Annotated in this window: 16 protein-coding genes and 1 riboswitch; of the genes, 1 reads left to right on the top strand and 15 read right to left on the bottom strand. The window is 41.9% G+C overall.

Annotated elements, in window-relative coordinates:
• Positions 1–104: 104 nt before the first annotated feature.
• From thiF to ETP43_RS00840, 10 genes are all read right to left on the bottom strand, one after another.
• Positions 105–752: a sulfur carrier protein ThiS adenylyltransferase ThiF gene (thiF, locus tag ETP43_RS00885; RefSeq protein WP_129256804.1), complete on the bottom strand. Its 648-nt coding sequence runs from the start codon at positions 750–752 to the stop codon at positions 105–107.
• A 2-nt stretch (positions 753–754) separates the two neighbouring features.
• Entirely contained in the window at positions 755–958 is a 204-nt protein-coding gene (thiS, locus tag ETP43_RS00880) for a sulfur carrier protein ThiS (protein ID WP_022172107.1), read from the bottom strand.
• Positions 959–1,130: 172 nt separating this feature from the next.
• A riboswitch (TPP riboswitch) is annotated at positions 1,131–1,238 on the bottom strand.
• Between the two features lie 83 nt (positions 1,239–1,321).
• On the bottom strand, positions 1,322–2,314 hold the full coding sequence (locus tag ETP43_RS00875; protein ID WP_129256803.1) for a LacI family DNA-binding transcriptional regulator: 993 nt from the start codon (positions 2,312–2,314) through the stop codon (positions 1,322–1,324).
• 111 nt (positions 2,315–2,425) lie between these two features.
• The gene (locus ETP43_RS00870) at positions 2,426–3,286 is read right to left on the bottom strand and encodes a DMT family transporter (RefSeq protein WP_129256802.1); all 861 of its coding nucleotides are present in this window, start codon (positions 3,284–3,286) and stop codon (positions 2,426–2,428) included.
• A gap of 8 nt (positions 3,287–3,294) precedes the next feature.
• Positions 3,295–3,702, bottom strand: coding sequence for a zinc-binding metallopeptidase family protein (locus ETP43_RS00865; RefSeq protein WP_129256801.1), 408 nt, complete (start codon positions 3,700–3,702; stop codon positions 3,295–3,297).
• Positions 3,703–3,728: 26 nt separating this feature from the next.
• Complete coding sequence (locus ETP43_RS00860; protein WP_129256800.1) at positions 3,729–4,349, bottom strand: MATE family efflux transporter; 621 nt, start codon at positions 4,347–4,349, stop codon at positions 3,729–3,731.
• Between the two features lie 291 nt (positions 4,350–4,640).
• The gene (locus ETP43_RS00855; RefSeq protein WP_129256799.1) at positions 4,641–7,742 is read right to left on the bottom strand and encodes a glycoside hydrolase family 2 TIM barrel-domain containing protein; all 3,102 of its coding nucleotides are present in this window, start codon (positions 7,740–7,742) and stop codon (positions 4,641–4,643) included.
• 23 nt (positions 7,743–7,765) lie between these two features.
• Positions 7,766–8,194, bottom strand: a complete 429-nt coding sequence (locus ETP43_RS17865) for a LacI family DNA-binding transcriptional regulator (RefSeq protein ID WP_129256798.1) — start codon at positions 8,192–8,194, stop codon at positions 7,766–7,768.
• A 308-nt stretch (positions 8,195–8,502) separates the two neighbouring features.
• Positions 8,503–8,802, bottom strand: coding sequence for a hypothetical protein (locus tag ETP43_RS00845; RefSeq protein ID WP_181951925.1), 300 nt, complete (start codon positions 8,800–8,802; stop codon positions 8,503–8,505).
• A 199-nt stretch (positions 8,803–9,001) separates the two neighbouring features.
• The gene (locus ETP43_RS00840) at positions 9,002–10,207 is read right to left on the bottom strand and encodes an AI-2E family transporter (protein WP_181951924.1); all 1,206 of its coding nucleotides are present in this window, start codon (positions 10,205–10,207) and stop codon (positions 9,002–9,004) included.
• A 400-nt stretch (positions 10,208–10,607) separates the two neighbouring features.
• Here ETP43_RS00840 and ETP43_RS00835 point away from each other — a divergent pair, with 400 nt between their 5' ends.
• Positions 10,608–11,999 carry an MATE family efflux transporter gene (locus ETP43_RS00835; protein WP_129256797.1) on the top strand — a complete coding sequence of 464 codons (1,392 nt, stop codon included), beginning with the start codon at positions 10,608–10,610 and terminating at the stop codon, positions 11,997–11,999.
• A gap of 488 nt (positions 12,000–12,487) precedes the next feature.
• On the opposite strand, the gene ETP43_RS00830 is transcribed toward ETP43_RS00835, so the two are convergent.
• From ETP43_RS00830 to ETP43_RS00810, 5 genes are all read right to left on the bottom strand, one after another.
• Entirely contained in the window at positions 12,488–13,081 is a 594-nt protein-coding gene (locus ETP43_RS00830) for a glycosyltransferase (protein WP_164979546.1), read from the bottom strand.
• A gap of 41 nt (positions 13,082–13,122) precedes the next feature.
• A protein-coding gene (locus tag ETP43_RS00825) for an IS3 family transposase (RefSeq protein WP_408608685.1) occupies positions 13,123–14,699 on the bottom strand; the annotation gives its coding sequence in 2 pieces (ribosomal slippage) (positions 13,123–14,237 and positions 14,237–14,699; 1,578 coding nt in all).
• 68 nt (positions 14,700–14,767) lie between these two features.
• Entirely contained in the window at positions 14,768–15,343 is a 576-nt protein-coding gene (locus tag ETP43_RS00820) for a glycosyltransferase (RefSeq protein ID WP_129256795.1), read from the bottom strand.
• 9 nt (positions 15,344–15,352) lie between these two features.
• Positions 15,353–16,156 (bottom strand): ABC transporter permease, encoded by an 804-nt coding sequence (locus ETP43_RS00815; protein WP_118576189.1) that lies wholly within the window; start codon positions 16,154–16,156, stop codon positions 15,353–15,355.
• A 12-nt stretch (positions 16,157–16,168) separates the two neighbouring features.
• The gene (locus ETP43_RS00810) at positions 16,169–16,957 is read right to left on the bottom strand and encodes an ABC transporter permease (RefSeq protein WP_118576191.1); all 789 of its coding nucleotides are present in this window, start codon (positions 16,955–16,957) and stop codon (positions 16,169–16,171) included.
• Positions 16,958–16,959: the final 2 nt, after the last annotated feature.

Here is a 16,959-nt window from a genome sequence, read left to right as displayed (position 1 = left end):
TCTTCGTAACTGTTCATTGTCTACTTAATATCTGCTGAATAGTTACCTGTATTCTTTATACTTCGTAATCGTTCACTGTTTTCACAATGTCTGCTGAATAGCTGCTATATTTCTTCTTCTCCAAGCAGCAAACGGGTGATCATATTGGCTTCATGGGCTGCGCAGATCGCAACCCGCGGCGCCATCAGTCCGTTGCCATAGGTCGGTTCCGTAACCTGATCCCCACAAAGATAGAAGTTTTTCATCAATCGCCGGGTACGAATTGTATTGCTGCTTCCATACCCGGCCATTCCGGATGCGGACACCAGTTTTTTCTCCGGAAAATGCTCCAGAATTCCATTTACAAGCATGGCTTTTGCCTCCGGATTGTCAAATGCTTCACATATAATTCCTGCATTCTCAAAAAGTGAAATCAGATTCTCTTCTGTCACTTTGATGCAATCCGTCTGAATATCGATATACGGATTAATCTTTTGAAGCAGAGACTTTAAAGCATCTGTTTTGTACATACCGATATGTTCTGTAAAATACTGCTGCCGGTTCAGATTCGTAATATCCACCACATCAAAATCAATAAGATGAAGATGGCCCACGCCGATACGTGCAAGTGCATATGCCACGTTGGATCCCAGACCTCCGAGACCTGCGATCGTCACCCGGCCTTCGGACAGTTTCTTTTGCTTTTCCGGTGAATGACGTTCTTCAAGTGCAGCCTGTATTTCCTCTTTAGTCAAAACCTTCGTTGTCTCCATTTTCAGCCTCCTCCTACAAATGTCACCACCTCCATGCAGTCTCCGTCTTCTAACATCCTGTCCGCATACTCGTTTTTGGGAAGGATCTCGCCATTCAGTTCTACTGCAATCCGCTTCATCTGGTATCCTGCACTTTCAAGATACACTTCTACAGAAGTTGCCTTCTCCAGTTCGATTTCTTTTCCGTTTACTTTGATCACCTGCATCTCACCTCCTTGAAGCAAAAAAGAGTCCACAAAGAAACGTACCCTCGGTGGTGCGCCCCTTCATGAACTCTCGCTCAATCTCATTCTTTTATACCCGGATTCGCGTAAAAAAGGAGATACCTAAGTATCTCCCGTTAAATCTGTCGTAATTCTTCTGTAGCTTCACAGTTACCGACTCTCTTACATAACGTTCCTACGTTGGCATTATCCAAATCAGGTATACGGGTCGAAATTTTCAACTTCCTCTCAGCCTATCACATAAGCTCCCCGGTTCTATTTATTTGACAGTTCAAGTATAATTATTTTTTTCTGTTCTGTCAAATATATTTTTTGTCTTTTTTAATTAATACATCGCTTCGCTTTTTATTTTACCCTGTCTGCGCTGCCACGTACAATAAGCTTCGCAGGTACGATCACTTTTAACCCTATCTCCCTGGAGGATGTGATGCGTTCACGAAGAAGGCAAACCGCCTCCTCACCCAATAATTCCATATGCAGGCGCACTGTAGTCAGCGGCGGAACCAGATAGTTGGCCACCGCTATATCATTATATCCCACAATACTCACATCCTCCGGAATCCGGAGTCCCTTTTCACTGACTGCCCGATAACAGCCCACTGCCAGAGAGTCGTTGTTTGCAAATATTGCTGTAGGTTTCTCCTTCCCTTCCAGGATTTCCCTGCACAGCACATAACCGTCCTCCGGCGTGAAGCTTCCCACCCGCACAAGTGCCGGAGAGAATTCACCGATTCGCTCCATATATTTTTTGTAAGTTACCATTCGTTCATCATGCACTTCCTCGCCATCCTTGTCGACTTCATAGCCGCCAATAAATGCTATCTTTTTATGTCCCAGTCCTGTCAGATAATCCATCACCGCTTCCACAGAACTGTCCAGATCATTGACTACGCAATCAAACTGATCTCCTTTTGGCATAGCATCCAGAAATACTGTGGGTTTTTTGAAGGCTTCTATCTGCCTTACCATACTCTTACTGAACGTTCCAAGACACAAAAGGCCATCGAGTCCTCCAAGATTCTTCAGTTCCTCCAGATTCTGGATCTGACAGCGTTCCATATTCTCTGCCTCTAGTTTTTTTTCTACCGCCAGACGGACTGTCAGATAATAAGTATCTCTCAGCTCCTCCTCTCTGGAATAGGAATAATAAACTCCAACCGTCAGGTGACGCTTCCTGCTTTTTCTTTCCTTTGCCTGATACTGAAGTTCCCTGGCAGTATCAAATATTTTCATTCTGGTCTCATCCTGCACATTCAACGTCTCATCATGGTTCAAAACTCTGGAGACTGTCGCTGCGGAAAAACCGGTACGCTCTGCGATATCTTTTATTGTAGCCATCTTAACTCCCTCTCTGCATGATACTTTTCAATATTTTTCGAATCGCATCAGCTATGTCAGTGCATTTCATGGTTTATCTTACCATATTGCCCCCAACCACGCAACGAATTGTTACGACGCTGTCTCCTCCGTGGCTGAATTCGCCAGAATAACCGCCGCCAGAATAATGATACATCCCAATATCATGCGCAATGTGATACTTTCATGAAGAATCATGACCGAGAACAAGGTTCCAAAGACAGACTCCATAGACAAAATAATCGCCGCCTTTGTCTCATCCACATACTTCTGGCATGCTGTCTGAAGAAGATAGCAGACCGTTGTGCTGATAATGCCGAGATAGAGAACACTCCACCATCCTTTTGCAGTAACCTGAAAATGCACCTGCCCGGAGGCAATCATGAATATCAATGATAAAATACCTGCCGTACACATCTGAATAAAGTTCAACACAGATGCCCTGTACTTTTTCACAAAGATGCTTGTCAGAAAAATCTGAAAAGCAAAGCCCACTGCACATATAAGGGTCAGTCCGTCACCCAGTCCCAGAGACAGATCTTTATCCAGGGACAGAAGTCCTACCCCTGCTATGGCCAGCACTGCTCCTATTATACCTCTGAATCCTACCTTTTTCCTGCAGATCAGGAAAGTAATAAAAGGAACAATCACCACATTTGTGGCTGTGAGGAACGCATTCTTTGACGGAGTCGTATATTGCAGTCCTATGATCTGAAGAGAAAACCCAATAAAAAGAGCTGCGCCCATAAAAACTCCTGCAGTTACTTCCTCTTTTTTTATTCCTTTAAGATTTCGGATACTTATCCCACCCATAAGCACGGAAGCCAACAGAAAACGAATGGTCATGATCTGAAAAGGCGACAGACTGTCAAGAGCCATGTCACTGGCCACAAATCCTCCTCCCCAGATAACAGTAACTAATACCAATCCGGCAATCGCCATATATTTTTTCATAAATCACCTTATCCTTTCAGAGGTTTCAGGCAAATATCAGACCCGATTCCACATAAAAATTCCGCAAGCACGTCAATACATCCCTGCACATCCTTCATACTGCACACTTCTGCCGGATTATGCATATAGCGAAGAGGTATGGACATAACTGTTGTAGGTATCCCCCTGCCTGCCATATGAATAGCATCTGCGTCCGTACAGGTTCTTCCACATCCGTTCTCCCACTGATATTTTATATGTACATTCCGGGCAGCTCCGTGCTTTGTCAGTTCTTCCCCTACAGTAGTTGCCGCATAAATTCCACATGTGCCCCCTCTTTCCTTGGCCTTTTTCGCAGCCTCCAGGATAATATATCCTCCCAGACGGTCATCAAGGCCTCTTGCACAAAGTCTGTCATTTAAAAGTTCTCTGTTCATATGTATTCTTACTCACTTTTCCCATTCTATACCGTGTTCATCGTCTGCTCACGCTTTTTGTTGATCCGATAATACAGCCCTACACTGAGCAGGAATCTGGATACCTGATCCATCGCAATGATAATCCAGATTATTATCAAAGGCAGCCTTAACACATAAGCAGCCAGCATGCACAAAGTATTGCCGTATCCCTGGAAAGAGGCGGTAACCACCGTCGTGATCACCACAAACGGGAATTCGAATATGATCGTCTTCATATACCCCTCTGCCAGAGAAAGGATCTGGGGATCCTTTGAAAAAAAGCCAAGAAAAAGCGGTGCCTTAAAGTATAACACCACCTGGAAAACAAACACAATGATCATTTCCGTAAGTATGGTCTGCTCCGCAATCTTCCTGCAATCCTGATGTCTGCCCGCACCGTATGCCCGGGCGATCAAAACTGTAGCCCCGATTGCCACTCCCTTATAAAAACACCATAACGTATCCGTAATCCGGATACAGATTCCCTGTGCGGAAATGTCATTTGCAAGCAACCGTCCAACCATTGCCGTGATTACCAGGTTTGCCGAAATCTGAAGTATATTTTCCAGTATCATCGGAATAATGATTTGATAAATATCTCGTTTTATAACTTTTTTTCCGTACACAGAAACCTCCACCCTTTTTAAAACGGGTGTTTGAATATACTTCAGACACCCGTTTTATTATGTTCTGTTGTAACTATTCAGTAGCCACTGTACCGCGAGGTATTTTGGCATGAATATGCCAAAATCCCGAGACATACAAGCCAAAATGCCATCACCGAAGGTGATTTTAAATGCATTTTGGCTCGTAACTGTGAAGGTGCTGAACAGTTACGTTCTGTTTATAAATATGACCATGCTTCTATTTGCCGAATTTGGATTTCATTTCCTCCTTCCATCTTTTCCCTTCCTTTCTTACTTTCTTCTGTATTGCTCGGCCCGCTCTGCCAGCGATTCCTTCCCGGTTCCGAAAATCTTCCAGGTAAATGTAAACGGTTCCGGATACAGTTTATCTTTTTCCAGACACTCGGCACCCCAGCTTGCACTTCCCAGACCATGCTGTGCATAATCAACAGATAACTGGATATTTTCTGTTTTGTGAAGTTCATTTGTATGTGTCGCCTGTGTCAGGTCTTCCTGTGTATAATGTAATGCGCCAAAAGAGAATTCTTTGTCCGATGCGATACAGATTCCGTTACCCGCTTCTGTCACAAATGCAGCCCAGCGAGTATCCTCATGATTTCCTGTCTCCTGAGGCAGTACATAAGGGAAATAGAAATCCTCCACGTTCTTCTCCCAGCAGCCTATCGCATTGCCTTCTTTACAGTCCGGATATGTTTCCAGAGGTCCTCTTCCGTACCAGACTGCCTGTTCACAGGCTTTATCCAGCACAAATCGCATACCGATCCGTGGAAAACTCTCCGGAAGCTGCACACCGGTTGGCACTCCGTGATAACTCATGGTTATAAGACCATCTGCCTGAATGTGATATTCCGCTTTCACAATGATTTTCCAGTCAACAGTGATCGGTGCATAGATCTGTGAAACAAAGATAACCACTTCCTGTTCCTTCTCCTCTACCGTCACCTTTTCAACAAGGTTTGTCATGGCTTTCAACATCGCTTTTTCCCAGATTTCAGCCACATTCTTGTCATTATCAACAGGTGCTCTCCAGAAGTTCAGCCCCAGTCCTTTGCAGATTAACCGTTCGCCATTCAATGTATAACCACTTAAATATCCATGAACCCGGTCAAACTCGGCAGTAAAATTCCGGCCTTCCACATAAATAATTCCTGATTTTTCCACCATATGCAGTTCTCCGGAGCTTCCGTTATCTGCCGGCTCTTTCACTGTCTTTCGAGCTGCTTTATTGAGACATTCCTGATGGAACGCAACCTCATGATGAGCTTCCTCTGACCAAATCTGTTTTTCTTTGTAACATACCTTGATCGTCAGCCAGATGTCTTGTTCATCACACCATGCTCCTGACTCCGCAGAATCATATACCGTGATGCGTTTGCATCCATGTGGTGCTATCTCATTCAGATCCACCTTACCTTCCAGCAGAATTCCCTGCAGTGTATGAACCTTGAATGTACCTTCAAGATGAGACAGGTCAGTAAAATCATATTTATTACAAACTGTAATTTCACCTGTAGTTTTATCAAAATCAATAAATTTTACCGGCTCCATTACTTTTTTCACCTGTAAAATACCAGGCGTCGGCCTTCTGTCTGCCTGGATCAATCCATCACAACAAAATGCCCCACTGTTTGGATAATCCCCGTAATCTCCGCCATATGTATAGTAGGCTTTGCCGTTGCTGTCATATTTTTTAATACCGTGATCCACCCACTCCCAAATAAAACCGCCCTGCAGCCTTGGATATCGTTCAAATATTTCCCAGTATTCTTTTAATCCTCCCGGGCCATTTCCCATTGCATGCGCATACTCGCATACTACATGAGGTTTCTTCTTTGCAGTGTCTCTTCCCAGATTTTCCAATGCCTTATGTCTGGTATACATGGTACTGTACACATCAGCTATAGAAGCATCCCTGTCTTCCTCGTAATGAACCAGTCTGGTTGGATCATACTCTTTTATAAATCTTCCGCTGGCTACAAAGCTGCTTCCGAATCCCGATTCGTTTCCCAGCGACCAGAACAGAATACTTGGATGATTCTTATCCCTTCTTACCATACGTTCCGCACGATCCACATAGCTTTTTTCCCAGATCGTGTCATCACTGATCTTGTTCATGTTTTTGGTGTACGCCATCTGGTTACACTCCAGATCAGCTTCCTCCATCACATAAAGTCCAAGACGGTCACACATATCCAGAAAATCAGGATGTGGCGGGTAATGAGAGGTTCGTACTGCATTGATATTGTTCTGTTTCATCAGATACAGATCGGCCAGCATATCCTCTTTTGTAATGCATCGTCCTGTATTTTCGTTCCAGTCATGTCGGTTTACTCCTTTTAATTTGATAGCCTCTCCATTTACCAGGAATAATCCGTCTTTTACACAAATATTTCTGAATCCTGTCCACTCTCCATAGGATTCCAGAACTTCTCCCTGTTTCTTCAGGGTAATGATCACCCGATATAACTCAGGGTGTTCTGCTGACCAGGGTTTTATATTCTCCAGAATTACCTCTGTCACATATTCTGTCTCGCCTTTTTTACCACTTATCTCGCGGCTCTCACTGAAGATGACCTGTTCGCCGTCCATTACTTCCATCTCAACAGTAAGCGCCGTCTCATCCTCCGTATGATTTTCAAACACTGCATCCAGGCAAATCTTTCCGGTCGTCTCATTCTGTTCCATAACCAGGTCAGATACGATCCGCCAGTCCAGCATATGATGTTTCGGTCTCCGGATCAGAGATACATCTCTGATAATTCCGGCAAACCACCACATATCCTGATTTTCCAGATAACTGCCATCACTGAATTTGTAGACGATCACCGCCAGCACGTTTTCCCCATCCTGTAATGCTTCTGTCACATCAAATTCAGCTGTGTTACGAGGCCCCTGGCTGTATCCTATGAATGTACCGTTGAGCCATACGTGATAAGCACTTTCAACCCCGTCAAACCTCAGGATATATTCCCTGTCTTTTTGTTTCTCCTCCTGAAAAGTGTACCGGTAAACACCCGTAGGATTGTCTGCCTGTATGCCCGGGTCATCCAGAATCGGGAACAATGCTATCGCATCATTATAATGTGGATAATCATAACCATTCAGCTGCCAGTGTCCGGGAACCGGCATCATGCCAAACTCCCGATCGTCATATTCCTTCTCCATACATGTGTCAGGAACATAAAACGGCGACTCATAATAAGCAAATTTCCACTGTCCGTTCAACAGGCGGTAATTGGAACATTCTTCTCTTCTTCCCTGTCTTGCCGATTCCTTATTCGGATAACCACAATAAAACGGTCTGACCGGAAGACGATTTCTTCCAAGGATCTCTACGTTACTCCAATCCATGTGTTTGTATACGTATTCCATATCTTTCCCCTTTCTACTTTTATTCAGGGCAACTTTCCCTGAACAACCTGTCTGAACACCTTCTTTTGATACCAGAGTGTGGAATATCCTACAAAGATCAACCCCTGATAATCGGATATCTTCGATGCGTTGGCATCCAGCATAGATTCAAAGACCTCTTTTACTTTAAATCCGTTTTTTTCAAGTTCCATCTTTATATTCACGCGGATAATCTGATAAAATTTATCTTCCACTTCTTCCTCGCCATACAAAAGCATAACCCCTATGGTTCCTCTTGCACCTTGAATGGCTGAGTATTCAAAACATTTGTTGTATCCCAGTTCGCCTGCCGCCTCCAGAATCCTTTCCCTTGTCTTCTGAGATACAGAAAAGGTAGTGTCATTTTTCAGAACTCTGGATACAGATGCTGCAGATACCCCGGCCCTCCGGGCGACATCTCGTATGGTAGCCATATTCCCACCTCTTGATTAATTAAATCCCATCGTCTGACTGTACATTTATCTCCGATGTAATTTAGTTAATATTTCTTTTTTATTTAGTAAATTTATTTCCATTCCTTATACCATCACATTACTTGAAATAATAGGATTTGTCAACAATATAATTGGATATTCTTCTGTTTTTTTGTAATAATACATATTTTTATCACTTTTGTATAATTTATCCTACCTGTTATTTAGTAAATTTATATAAAGAAAATGGATTGTTTTATCACAAAACAGTCCATTTTCTTTCGTCTTTAGTAAATTTATTTGCCTGATCAATATTCAACAACCCCATAATATCTGCGGTCATCCGGACTATGATCTCTTACTATCGAAAAATAATAGCAGAACCATTCCAGCGGTACAAACATAACGAACGGTGCCAGATCATCATGAAGTCCCATAGCAAAGTCTGCATAATCCAGAACAATTGCTGTCCCCTTCCACTTCTCAACAAACTTAAGCGCTCTCTGTGTAATCACTCTGGAGGAATCTGTAGGAACCAAAAACAAAAACAGAACACCGGATTCCACAATCTCCAGAGGTCCATGACGGATTTCTCCCGCCTGTATCATCGCACCATGAGACTAGGGAAATTCCATTCCGGTAATAACACCTTCTCTCTTTATAAGCAAGAGGCACCATGGAGCTGGCGGATACGGTATAGAATCCTTTCAGGTTACGAAAAACAGAGGGAGATAATCATAGCCAGGCGCTGTGATTATCTCCCTCTGCTTTCCATTTTTCTGTTGAAAAAGACCCAAATTTAATTCTTTATATTTTTTCCGTACTGGCAGTTTCCTTTTCTGTATATTCCTCTATGTCTGTCGCTGTCACCTGTTTAATATGTCGTTTTTTCAGGCGCAGATACACAACTTTCCGAAAAATAGTATAGACCACCGACAGCAGCGGAATAAAAACAAGCATACCTACAATCCCCATAAGATTTCCGCCGATCGTAACCGCTGCCAACACCCAGATTGACGGAAGCCCTACAGATTCGCCGACAACATGAGGATAAATCAGATTTCCCTCAATCTGCTGCAGCACCAGAAATACTATTATGAATATAATTGCCTGCTTCGGGCTTACCATAAAGATTAAAAAACTTCCTACGGCACACCCGATAAAAGCACCAAAAATAGGAATCAATGCTGTAAATGCAATCAGAACTCCGATCAAAAGTGCATACGGCATTCTCAAAACGCTCAGTGTAACAACAAACATACAGCCGAGAATCACAGCTTCCAGACACTGGCCCGTAAGAAAGTTTGCGAATGTCCGGTACGTCAGAGAACAGACTTTAAGAAATGCATCTGCTTTTTGTTTTGAAAAAAAAGCAAAAAGCACTTTCCTGATCTGTACATGCAGCTTTTCTTTCTGAAAAAGGACATAACAGGCAAAGGAGAACGCAATAAAAAAGGTTGCCAGTCCGCTGACTACGGATCCCACCGCTGACACTGTTGTATTCATCATATTTCCCGCGCCATTTCCAAGCAGGCTTATCCCCCACCTGATTGCCTGATCCGGGTTAAACTGCACCTGGTCTACCAGCTTCATAATTTCCCGGTTATCGTGAAAAAAATCGCGAATCCAGATTTTAATCTGCGGAATAAAATCTGTGATATTTATCATCAAAGTTCCCATTGTCTTCGTAAGCTGAGGAATCACACCAATCATCACCAATGCGATCACGCCAACCACCAATACGATCGTGAGAAGCAGACTGACCGGTCTTGCCAGTTTTTTCACTGCCTTATTTTCTTTTTTTACATTTTCAAAAATTTTCTTTTCCAGAAAACTCATTGGCACATTGATCGCAAACACAATCGCTCCGCCAAGTATAAACGGAAATACAATCTGCCATATTGTTTTCAACACATCAAGTACCACATCAAACTTCCACAGGGCAATAACAAGAAGTGCCGTAAACACAATAAGCTCCCGTATTTTTTTAATAGATAAATTACTTAAATCCAATATCTTTTTCCTCCTTTTGTTTTATATGTATTCTAGGAATTTTCCGGATAGTTACAAAAATCGCAAAACAAAGAATAGCAATTTCCCGTAAAATAAAAAAACTCTTATTGCATATCAAATACTACAATAAAAGTCTCACCGTTTTCCTGAAGTACCGGATGGCTCCACCTTACTGACAACACTACAAACGCAGATTCCCAAACATAGGTTACTCCTTTTTATTAGGTTTGATTGTACAATAGTCTCTGTCTCTTTGTCAATATTCATTTTTTTGCATATATACCAAACAGACGGATGGTCATCCACCTTACAATGCGTTATACTATGAGTATGAAGAGAACCAGTTTTACCCAATACCGGTATCTAACAAAATTTTACATCAAAAAGGAGTACAACACTTATGACCATCAAAGAACTTTTCGCGCCGTCCGATATGACGGTGGGAAAACCCTGGGAGAAGATTGTAATTTTTACGATCCCCATGCTGATCGGCAATATCGCTCAGCAGCTTTACAACACCGTGGACAGTATTGTCATCGGAAAATACGTGGGCGACAACGCCCTGGCGGCAGTAGGAAGCGCCAGCCCGATCCTGAACCTGCTTCTGGTACTTTTTGTAGGAATCTCCGTAGGTGCCGGCGTTATGGTATCTCAGTATTTTGGTGCAAGACAACGGGAAGAGCTGTCCATGACGATCGGTAACTGCGTCACACTTACCGCAATTTCTTCCCTGATTATTATGTTTCTGGGCGCCGTCCTCTCGAGGCCGCTTCTGGAGATGCTTCATACGCCTGATTCCATCATTGATTGGTGTACCTCTTATCTGGTCATTCTGATGGTTGGCTGCATGGGAAGTGCCTATTATAATATCCTCTGCGGAATCCTTCGCGGACTCGGCGATTCCATCTCGGCACTGCTCTATCTTCTGGTGGCAACTGTCCTGAATATCATTCTGGATATCGTCTTCGTTTCCCGCTTACAGATGGGTGTCGCCGGTGTCGCCTATGCAACCGTCATCGCACAGGCAGTATCCGCGATCCTCTGTTTCTGGAAACTGTTGCGGATGACAGATATTTTTGATTTTAAATTCCGCCATCTGAAGATGAAAAAGAAATACACATTGGAGATCATCCGGCTGGGACTCCCCTCCGGTATCACCCAGGCCATCTTTTCCATGGCCATGGTTATCGTACAGTCTCTGACCAACAGTTTCGGTGAGATGGTCATCGCAGCCAACGTGATCATCATGCGTGTGGATGGTTTTGCAATGATGCCAAACTTTTCTTTCGGAACTGCCATGACTACCTACGCCGGACAGAATGTGGGCGCACATCGCATGGACCGTGTGGAGCAGGGAGCCCGTCAGGGAACCGCCATTGCACTGGGAACCTCCGCGGTGATCACTCTTCTGATCCTGGTCTTCGGCAAAAACCTGATGGCAATCTTTACCGATACCTCGGAACTGGTAACTCTCAGTGCCAACATGATGAAGATACTCGCCGTTGGCTACCTTGCCATGGCCATCACCCAGTCCCTCTCCGGCGTCATGCGCGGAGCAGGTGATACCATGACCCCCATGTGGATCTCTATGATCACCACCGTTGTGATCCGTGTACCTCTGGCTTACGGTCTTGCTTTCCTCACCAGAACCCCGGAACTTCCAAACGGAAGATATCAGGTACTGTGGATCTCCCTGCTGGTATGCTGGTGTATGGGTGCGCTGCTGACATTCCTCTTCTATAAGAGAGGAAACTGGAAGAAAAAAGCGCTGACAGCCAATACGAACGCATAAGGAATCACATTAAAAAATAGCAGGAACAGAATTTATGGAAAACAAATTCTGTTCCTGCTATTTCAGTTTTATTTCTTCTATAATTGAGCAAATATTGAAAATTACACAAAATTACCCTATCATTTCGAAAACGGCTTCCAGCGACGCTCCATTTTTTATAAAAGCATGAAGATTTGATATTTATCCAGTGCAAGTTTTCCCTTGCTTTGACAAAAAATAGTTCCATCGGCCACCGCCTGCTGTACGTATCAAGGATTTCCTGTGTAGACAGCTCCGCATTAGTGGATTTAAACACCCTCAGTGCCCTGGGATTTCCAAAAGCTTCCTTCGGATAACTGAGGATCACTGCCGCATTTTGGATATCATTGAATTTTCCTTCATACCGATACACATAAAATTCACGTCCGCCAACGGTCACAAGGCTGACGTCCGTATCTGTTTTTCGTAGAGGGTGTCTTTATTTTGTGCAATATTTGGGATTTACTCATTTATAGTTTTGTATTTAAAATTTTATTAAATACAGCTTCATATTCATTTGCCATTCTTTCAACACTAAAATTGTTTACAACATACTGATGACAGGTTTGAGCATCTATATTACTAAGCTGTTTTGTATAACTGCACATTTCATTAACATCTTTTGCAATAAAACCATTTTCTCCATGTCTTATTATTTCAGGTACAGCGCCAACAGGAAATCCAATAACAGGAACACCGCAGGCCATTGCCTCAATAATTACCAAACCAAAAGGCTCATCCCATGTTGATGGAAACAATACACCCATGCTATTTTTTAAAAACTCTCTTTTTTCTACATCATTTAACTCACCTACATATTCTATATTAGAATTGTCCAAATAAGGTTCTATCTCTTTTTCGAAATATTCTTTGCCCATTGCATTTACTTTTCCAGCTAATTTTAATGGAATTCCTGTTTTTCTGGAAATCTCAATAGCGCTGATTGTCAAGGTAGTTGTCAGTAAAAATTTATATTTTTTGTTCGTGCAGGTTATCAGATATTGTTCTGTACCTGACGTGAGTATCAATAAATGATCTAATTTATTGGCAATCACGTCAGGCACAGAACCCTGCTTGAGCGCTAGCATTTTGAATGAATTGATTTTTATGATACAGCAGTCTTTTCAGCTTCTGTTTCAAGCTGCTCCGGCATCTTATCCGGATTCAGATACACTGTATCTGGAAGACTCCAGTCACGGGTTGCACGTCCATTCCAACGTTCTGGATGCTCTGCTTTGGCAGCTTCGTAGACCTCTTTGCGTTTGGCCAGTATCTTATCAGACAAGCCGCTGCGGCGCTGGTATGGAGTAAGAAACTTCAACCCACTGTGATGGTGATCGTGGTTATACCACTTTACAAACAGGCTGACCCATTCCCGTGCCTCTTCCAGTGTTCCAAATCCTTTGGGCTGATAATTCGGACGATACTTCAGCGTTTTGAATAGGCTTTCGGCGTATGGATTATCATTGCTCACACGCGGTCTGCTGTTTGAAGGGGTGATTCCAAGCTGATACAGTGTCGCCAGCATTGTTGCCCCTTTCATGGGTGAGCCGTTATCAGAATGTAACACTAACGGTTCTGTAGTGAGCCGGCCTTGTTTCAGACAGATCCTTTTGATCAAGCTGCTGGCACAGTCTGCACTTTCTTCTTCGTAGACTTCCCAGCCAACGATACTACGGTCATAAAGGTCTGAAAAAAGGTACAGGTAATAAAACATCCCTTTATGTGGTCCATTCAGATAAGTGATATCCCACATATACACCTGATTCGGAGCTGTTGCGCTGTATGTAGATGGACGGTTGTGTTTTGGTGCTTCGCTGCGTCCACGATGATTTAACATTTTTTCTTCCCGCAATACACGGTAAAAGGTTGATTCAGAGGCAACATAAATCCCCTCATCGGCTAATGCAGGAACGATCTCACATGGTGCCATGCTTGCGTATTCTGGCCTGTTACAGATACTTATGATCTCCCGGCGTATCTCTGCCGATATCTTATTTGCAGGATCCGAGTGATCTGCTGAAGGACGTCCATCCCCATAGGAATCCGTATCTGTCTTTCGTTTTTTCCAACGGTAGAAAGTCCGTTCCGTGATCCCGAGACGGTCACATGCCTTTTTGCAGGTAGCCCCCGATGCAATGGCCTCATCGATCAGCAGTACAGCAGTTTCGCGGTCTGGGGCGCTGATCATTCGTCCTCTGGATCCCCCCAGATCGCATTTGCTTTTTTTGACAGTACAAGTAAAGCTGCCGCTTCCGCAAGAGCTTTTTCCTTGCGCTGTAATTCTTTTTCAAGTTTTCTGCGTTCTTTTTCAGAATCCTTGAGTTCACGGTTAAGCCGGGAAGCTTCCTTCGCGATACCGCCATTTGCATTCATGCAGGCATCTTTCCAGGCTTTGATCTGTTCAATATAAAGTCCTTTTTTACGGGCATACTCAGCAAGTTCCGTCTCATTCATGCTTGCTGTTTCAACGACAACTAAAAATTTGTCCTGTGTGCTCCAGTCGTCAGGGACAGCATCTGTACCAGGAGCGGCATAACCTTCCTTTCTGGCTTTATCCCGCCAGTTACGAAGTGTCTGTTCAGAGATACCTTCTTCCCTGGAAATCTTGGTAATGGATTCATTGTTTGGTGGAAGCATCCTTCTAAGGAGTGCATCCTTTAATTCTGGACTATAGTTCATAGTGAAAGCTCCTTCCTGTGATGGCTCTATACTACCACAAAAGTAATTATCTTTCACTGACAACTATCCTAACACACAGGGATAGCAATATGAGGTCCTTTAAAAGGAGCAAAGTTTCCTAAATAAGCCAAATACTTTCCTCTATGTAAAGAAGGGCTGTAATTTTCTACATCTATTGCGTTGTAAATGCGAGATACAACATTTAGTCCATAACTTTCAGCATTTTGCCTTTGCTTATCGCTAATAGCCACATAATTTGCATCCTTAAAATGACTAAAAATAAACTGCTTACTTTTGCTTAATACATCCATATGCAATGTATGCACCATGGGAACTTTCAGCAAATCTTTTAAACCAACTGAAATATCCACATTATTATGCACGATGTCAAAGTTATGTTCATTGATATATCTGCATGCTTTTTGCGAATGAATAATTTGAGCATTCGGCTCGTACGGCACAACTGGATGATCAAAAAAATGAACTAAATTGCAAGGAGAACTGGAATCCCCTGTTGCAAACAATGTCACATCATGCCCCTTTGTTTTAAGTCCCTTTACCAAAAAGTCTAATACTCTTTCTATTCCACCATACCTTAATGGTGGTGTTTGTTCATAAACACTTGATATAATTGCTATTTTCATAAAACCCTCCTAATTTCCTGTACTTTCATATCTATTAAGGCCTAATCTAAATACAACTACAGATATAATAATCCAAATAAATGCAACTACTGGTGTTATAAGTGCTACTGATGCATAAATCGGTTTATCAAACATATATGCTGCAGGTAAAAAACCCATAAAAGCATATGGTAAAATTGTTAAAAGTATAAACTGAATTGCACCGCTAAAAATATTAATTGGGTATTTTCCAAATTCCCAAATCGTATACACCATATGAGGCAGGGAGTTTCTGGAGCCTTTTAGCCAAAAAGAACTGCTATTTGCCACGATATTTAAGCATACTCGAATAACAGACGCTGATACCACAAAAACAATCAGCATGATTATTTTTCCAATATTCCACTGTATTGATATATTCATCAGTGCCTGAGACATAATAACAATACTTAAAATTATCTTGCCCAAACCATCAAAATTCATTTTCATTGACAGTACTTGTACAACTATTGGCACGGGGCGCAAAAGAAGCCGATCCAATTCTCCGTGATTGATTAACCCATTCAGCAGCCATGTTCCTTCAAATAAAAAAGATATGATTCCTTCTGAAAAATATAAAATTCCGTATATAAATATGATTTCCCAAAAAGACCATCCCGCAATCGTAGGTACTTTTTGATAAATAAGGTAAATAAAGAACAAACCAGACATTTGACCTACAATTGTTGTTACCATTAACAAAATAAAGTCGCCTTTATATTCAAGCATAGTTTTAAAACTTTGCATTAACATTTTAAAATATAATGATAGATACCTTTTATATTGCTTAATCAAACTAATTCCCCCTTATCCGCCATTAATTACCACTTTCTTAATTGCACAACGCCATAAAATCACTTGTACGATATATAGAACTATGCACCATACAATTTGACTTAAAATAAGGTACATTGCATCTCTCCCAACAGTGCTTTCCATAAATATGGAAGAAGGAATATAAACAATCCCCTGAAACGGTAATGCATACGCAATTTTTTGAAGTACTCCTGGCATCATAGTCAGAGGTATTAAAGCGCCTGAAAAAAAATTAACAATCACTTGCTTCGATTTTGTAATACCAAAGTAATTTTCTGTCCAAAAGCAAAGCAATGCACAAATAAATGAAATAAAAAAATTAATTACAAAAGAAAATACAAGGCTTATAATAAACATAAAATAAACGATAGGGTTCGTTGGCATTTGAATTTTCATAAAAATTGCAACAATACTCATAATTAAAATGGAAATCATAGAAACCGGAACACCGGCTCCTGCTGTCTCAAAGAAAGTCATACTCATAAATCCCATAGGTTTTATTAAGTCTGATGTAAGTTCTCCTGTTATAATTTTTTTGGATATTTTCGTTTCTGCTGACCAAGACAACGTAGAATTACAAATAAAAGATATAAAAAGATATATTTTCATGTCTTCCCAATTATAATTGTCAATGATTACGTTCGTTTCATATATAACTTTCCATATATAAAACATAACAGCAGTTATAATAAAATTTGACAATACTCCTACTATTAAATTACCTCTGTATGCAGAAGCATCTTGAACACCACAAGTAAAAATCTTAAAATATTTACGCATTC

It is taken from the genome of Blautia faecicola (assembly GCF_004123145.1).
GTDB lineage: Bacteria > Bacillota > Clostridia > Lachnospirales > Lachnospiraceae > Oliverpabstia > Oliverpabstia faecicola.
This window is presented reverse-complemented; position numbering and strand designations above follow the sequence as displayed.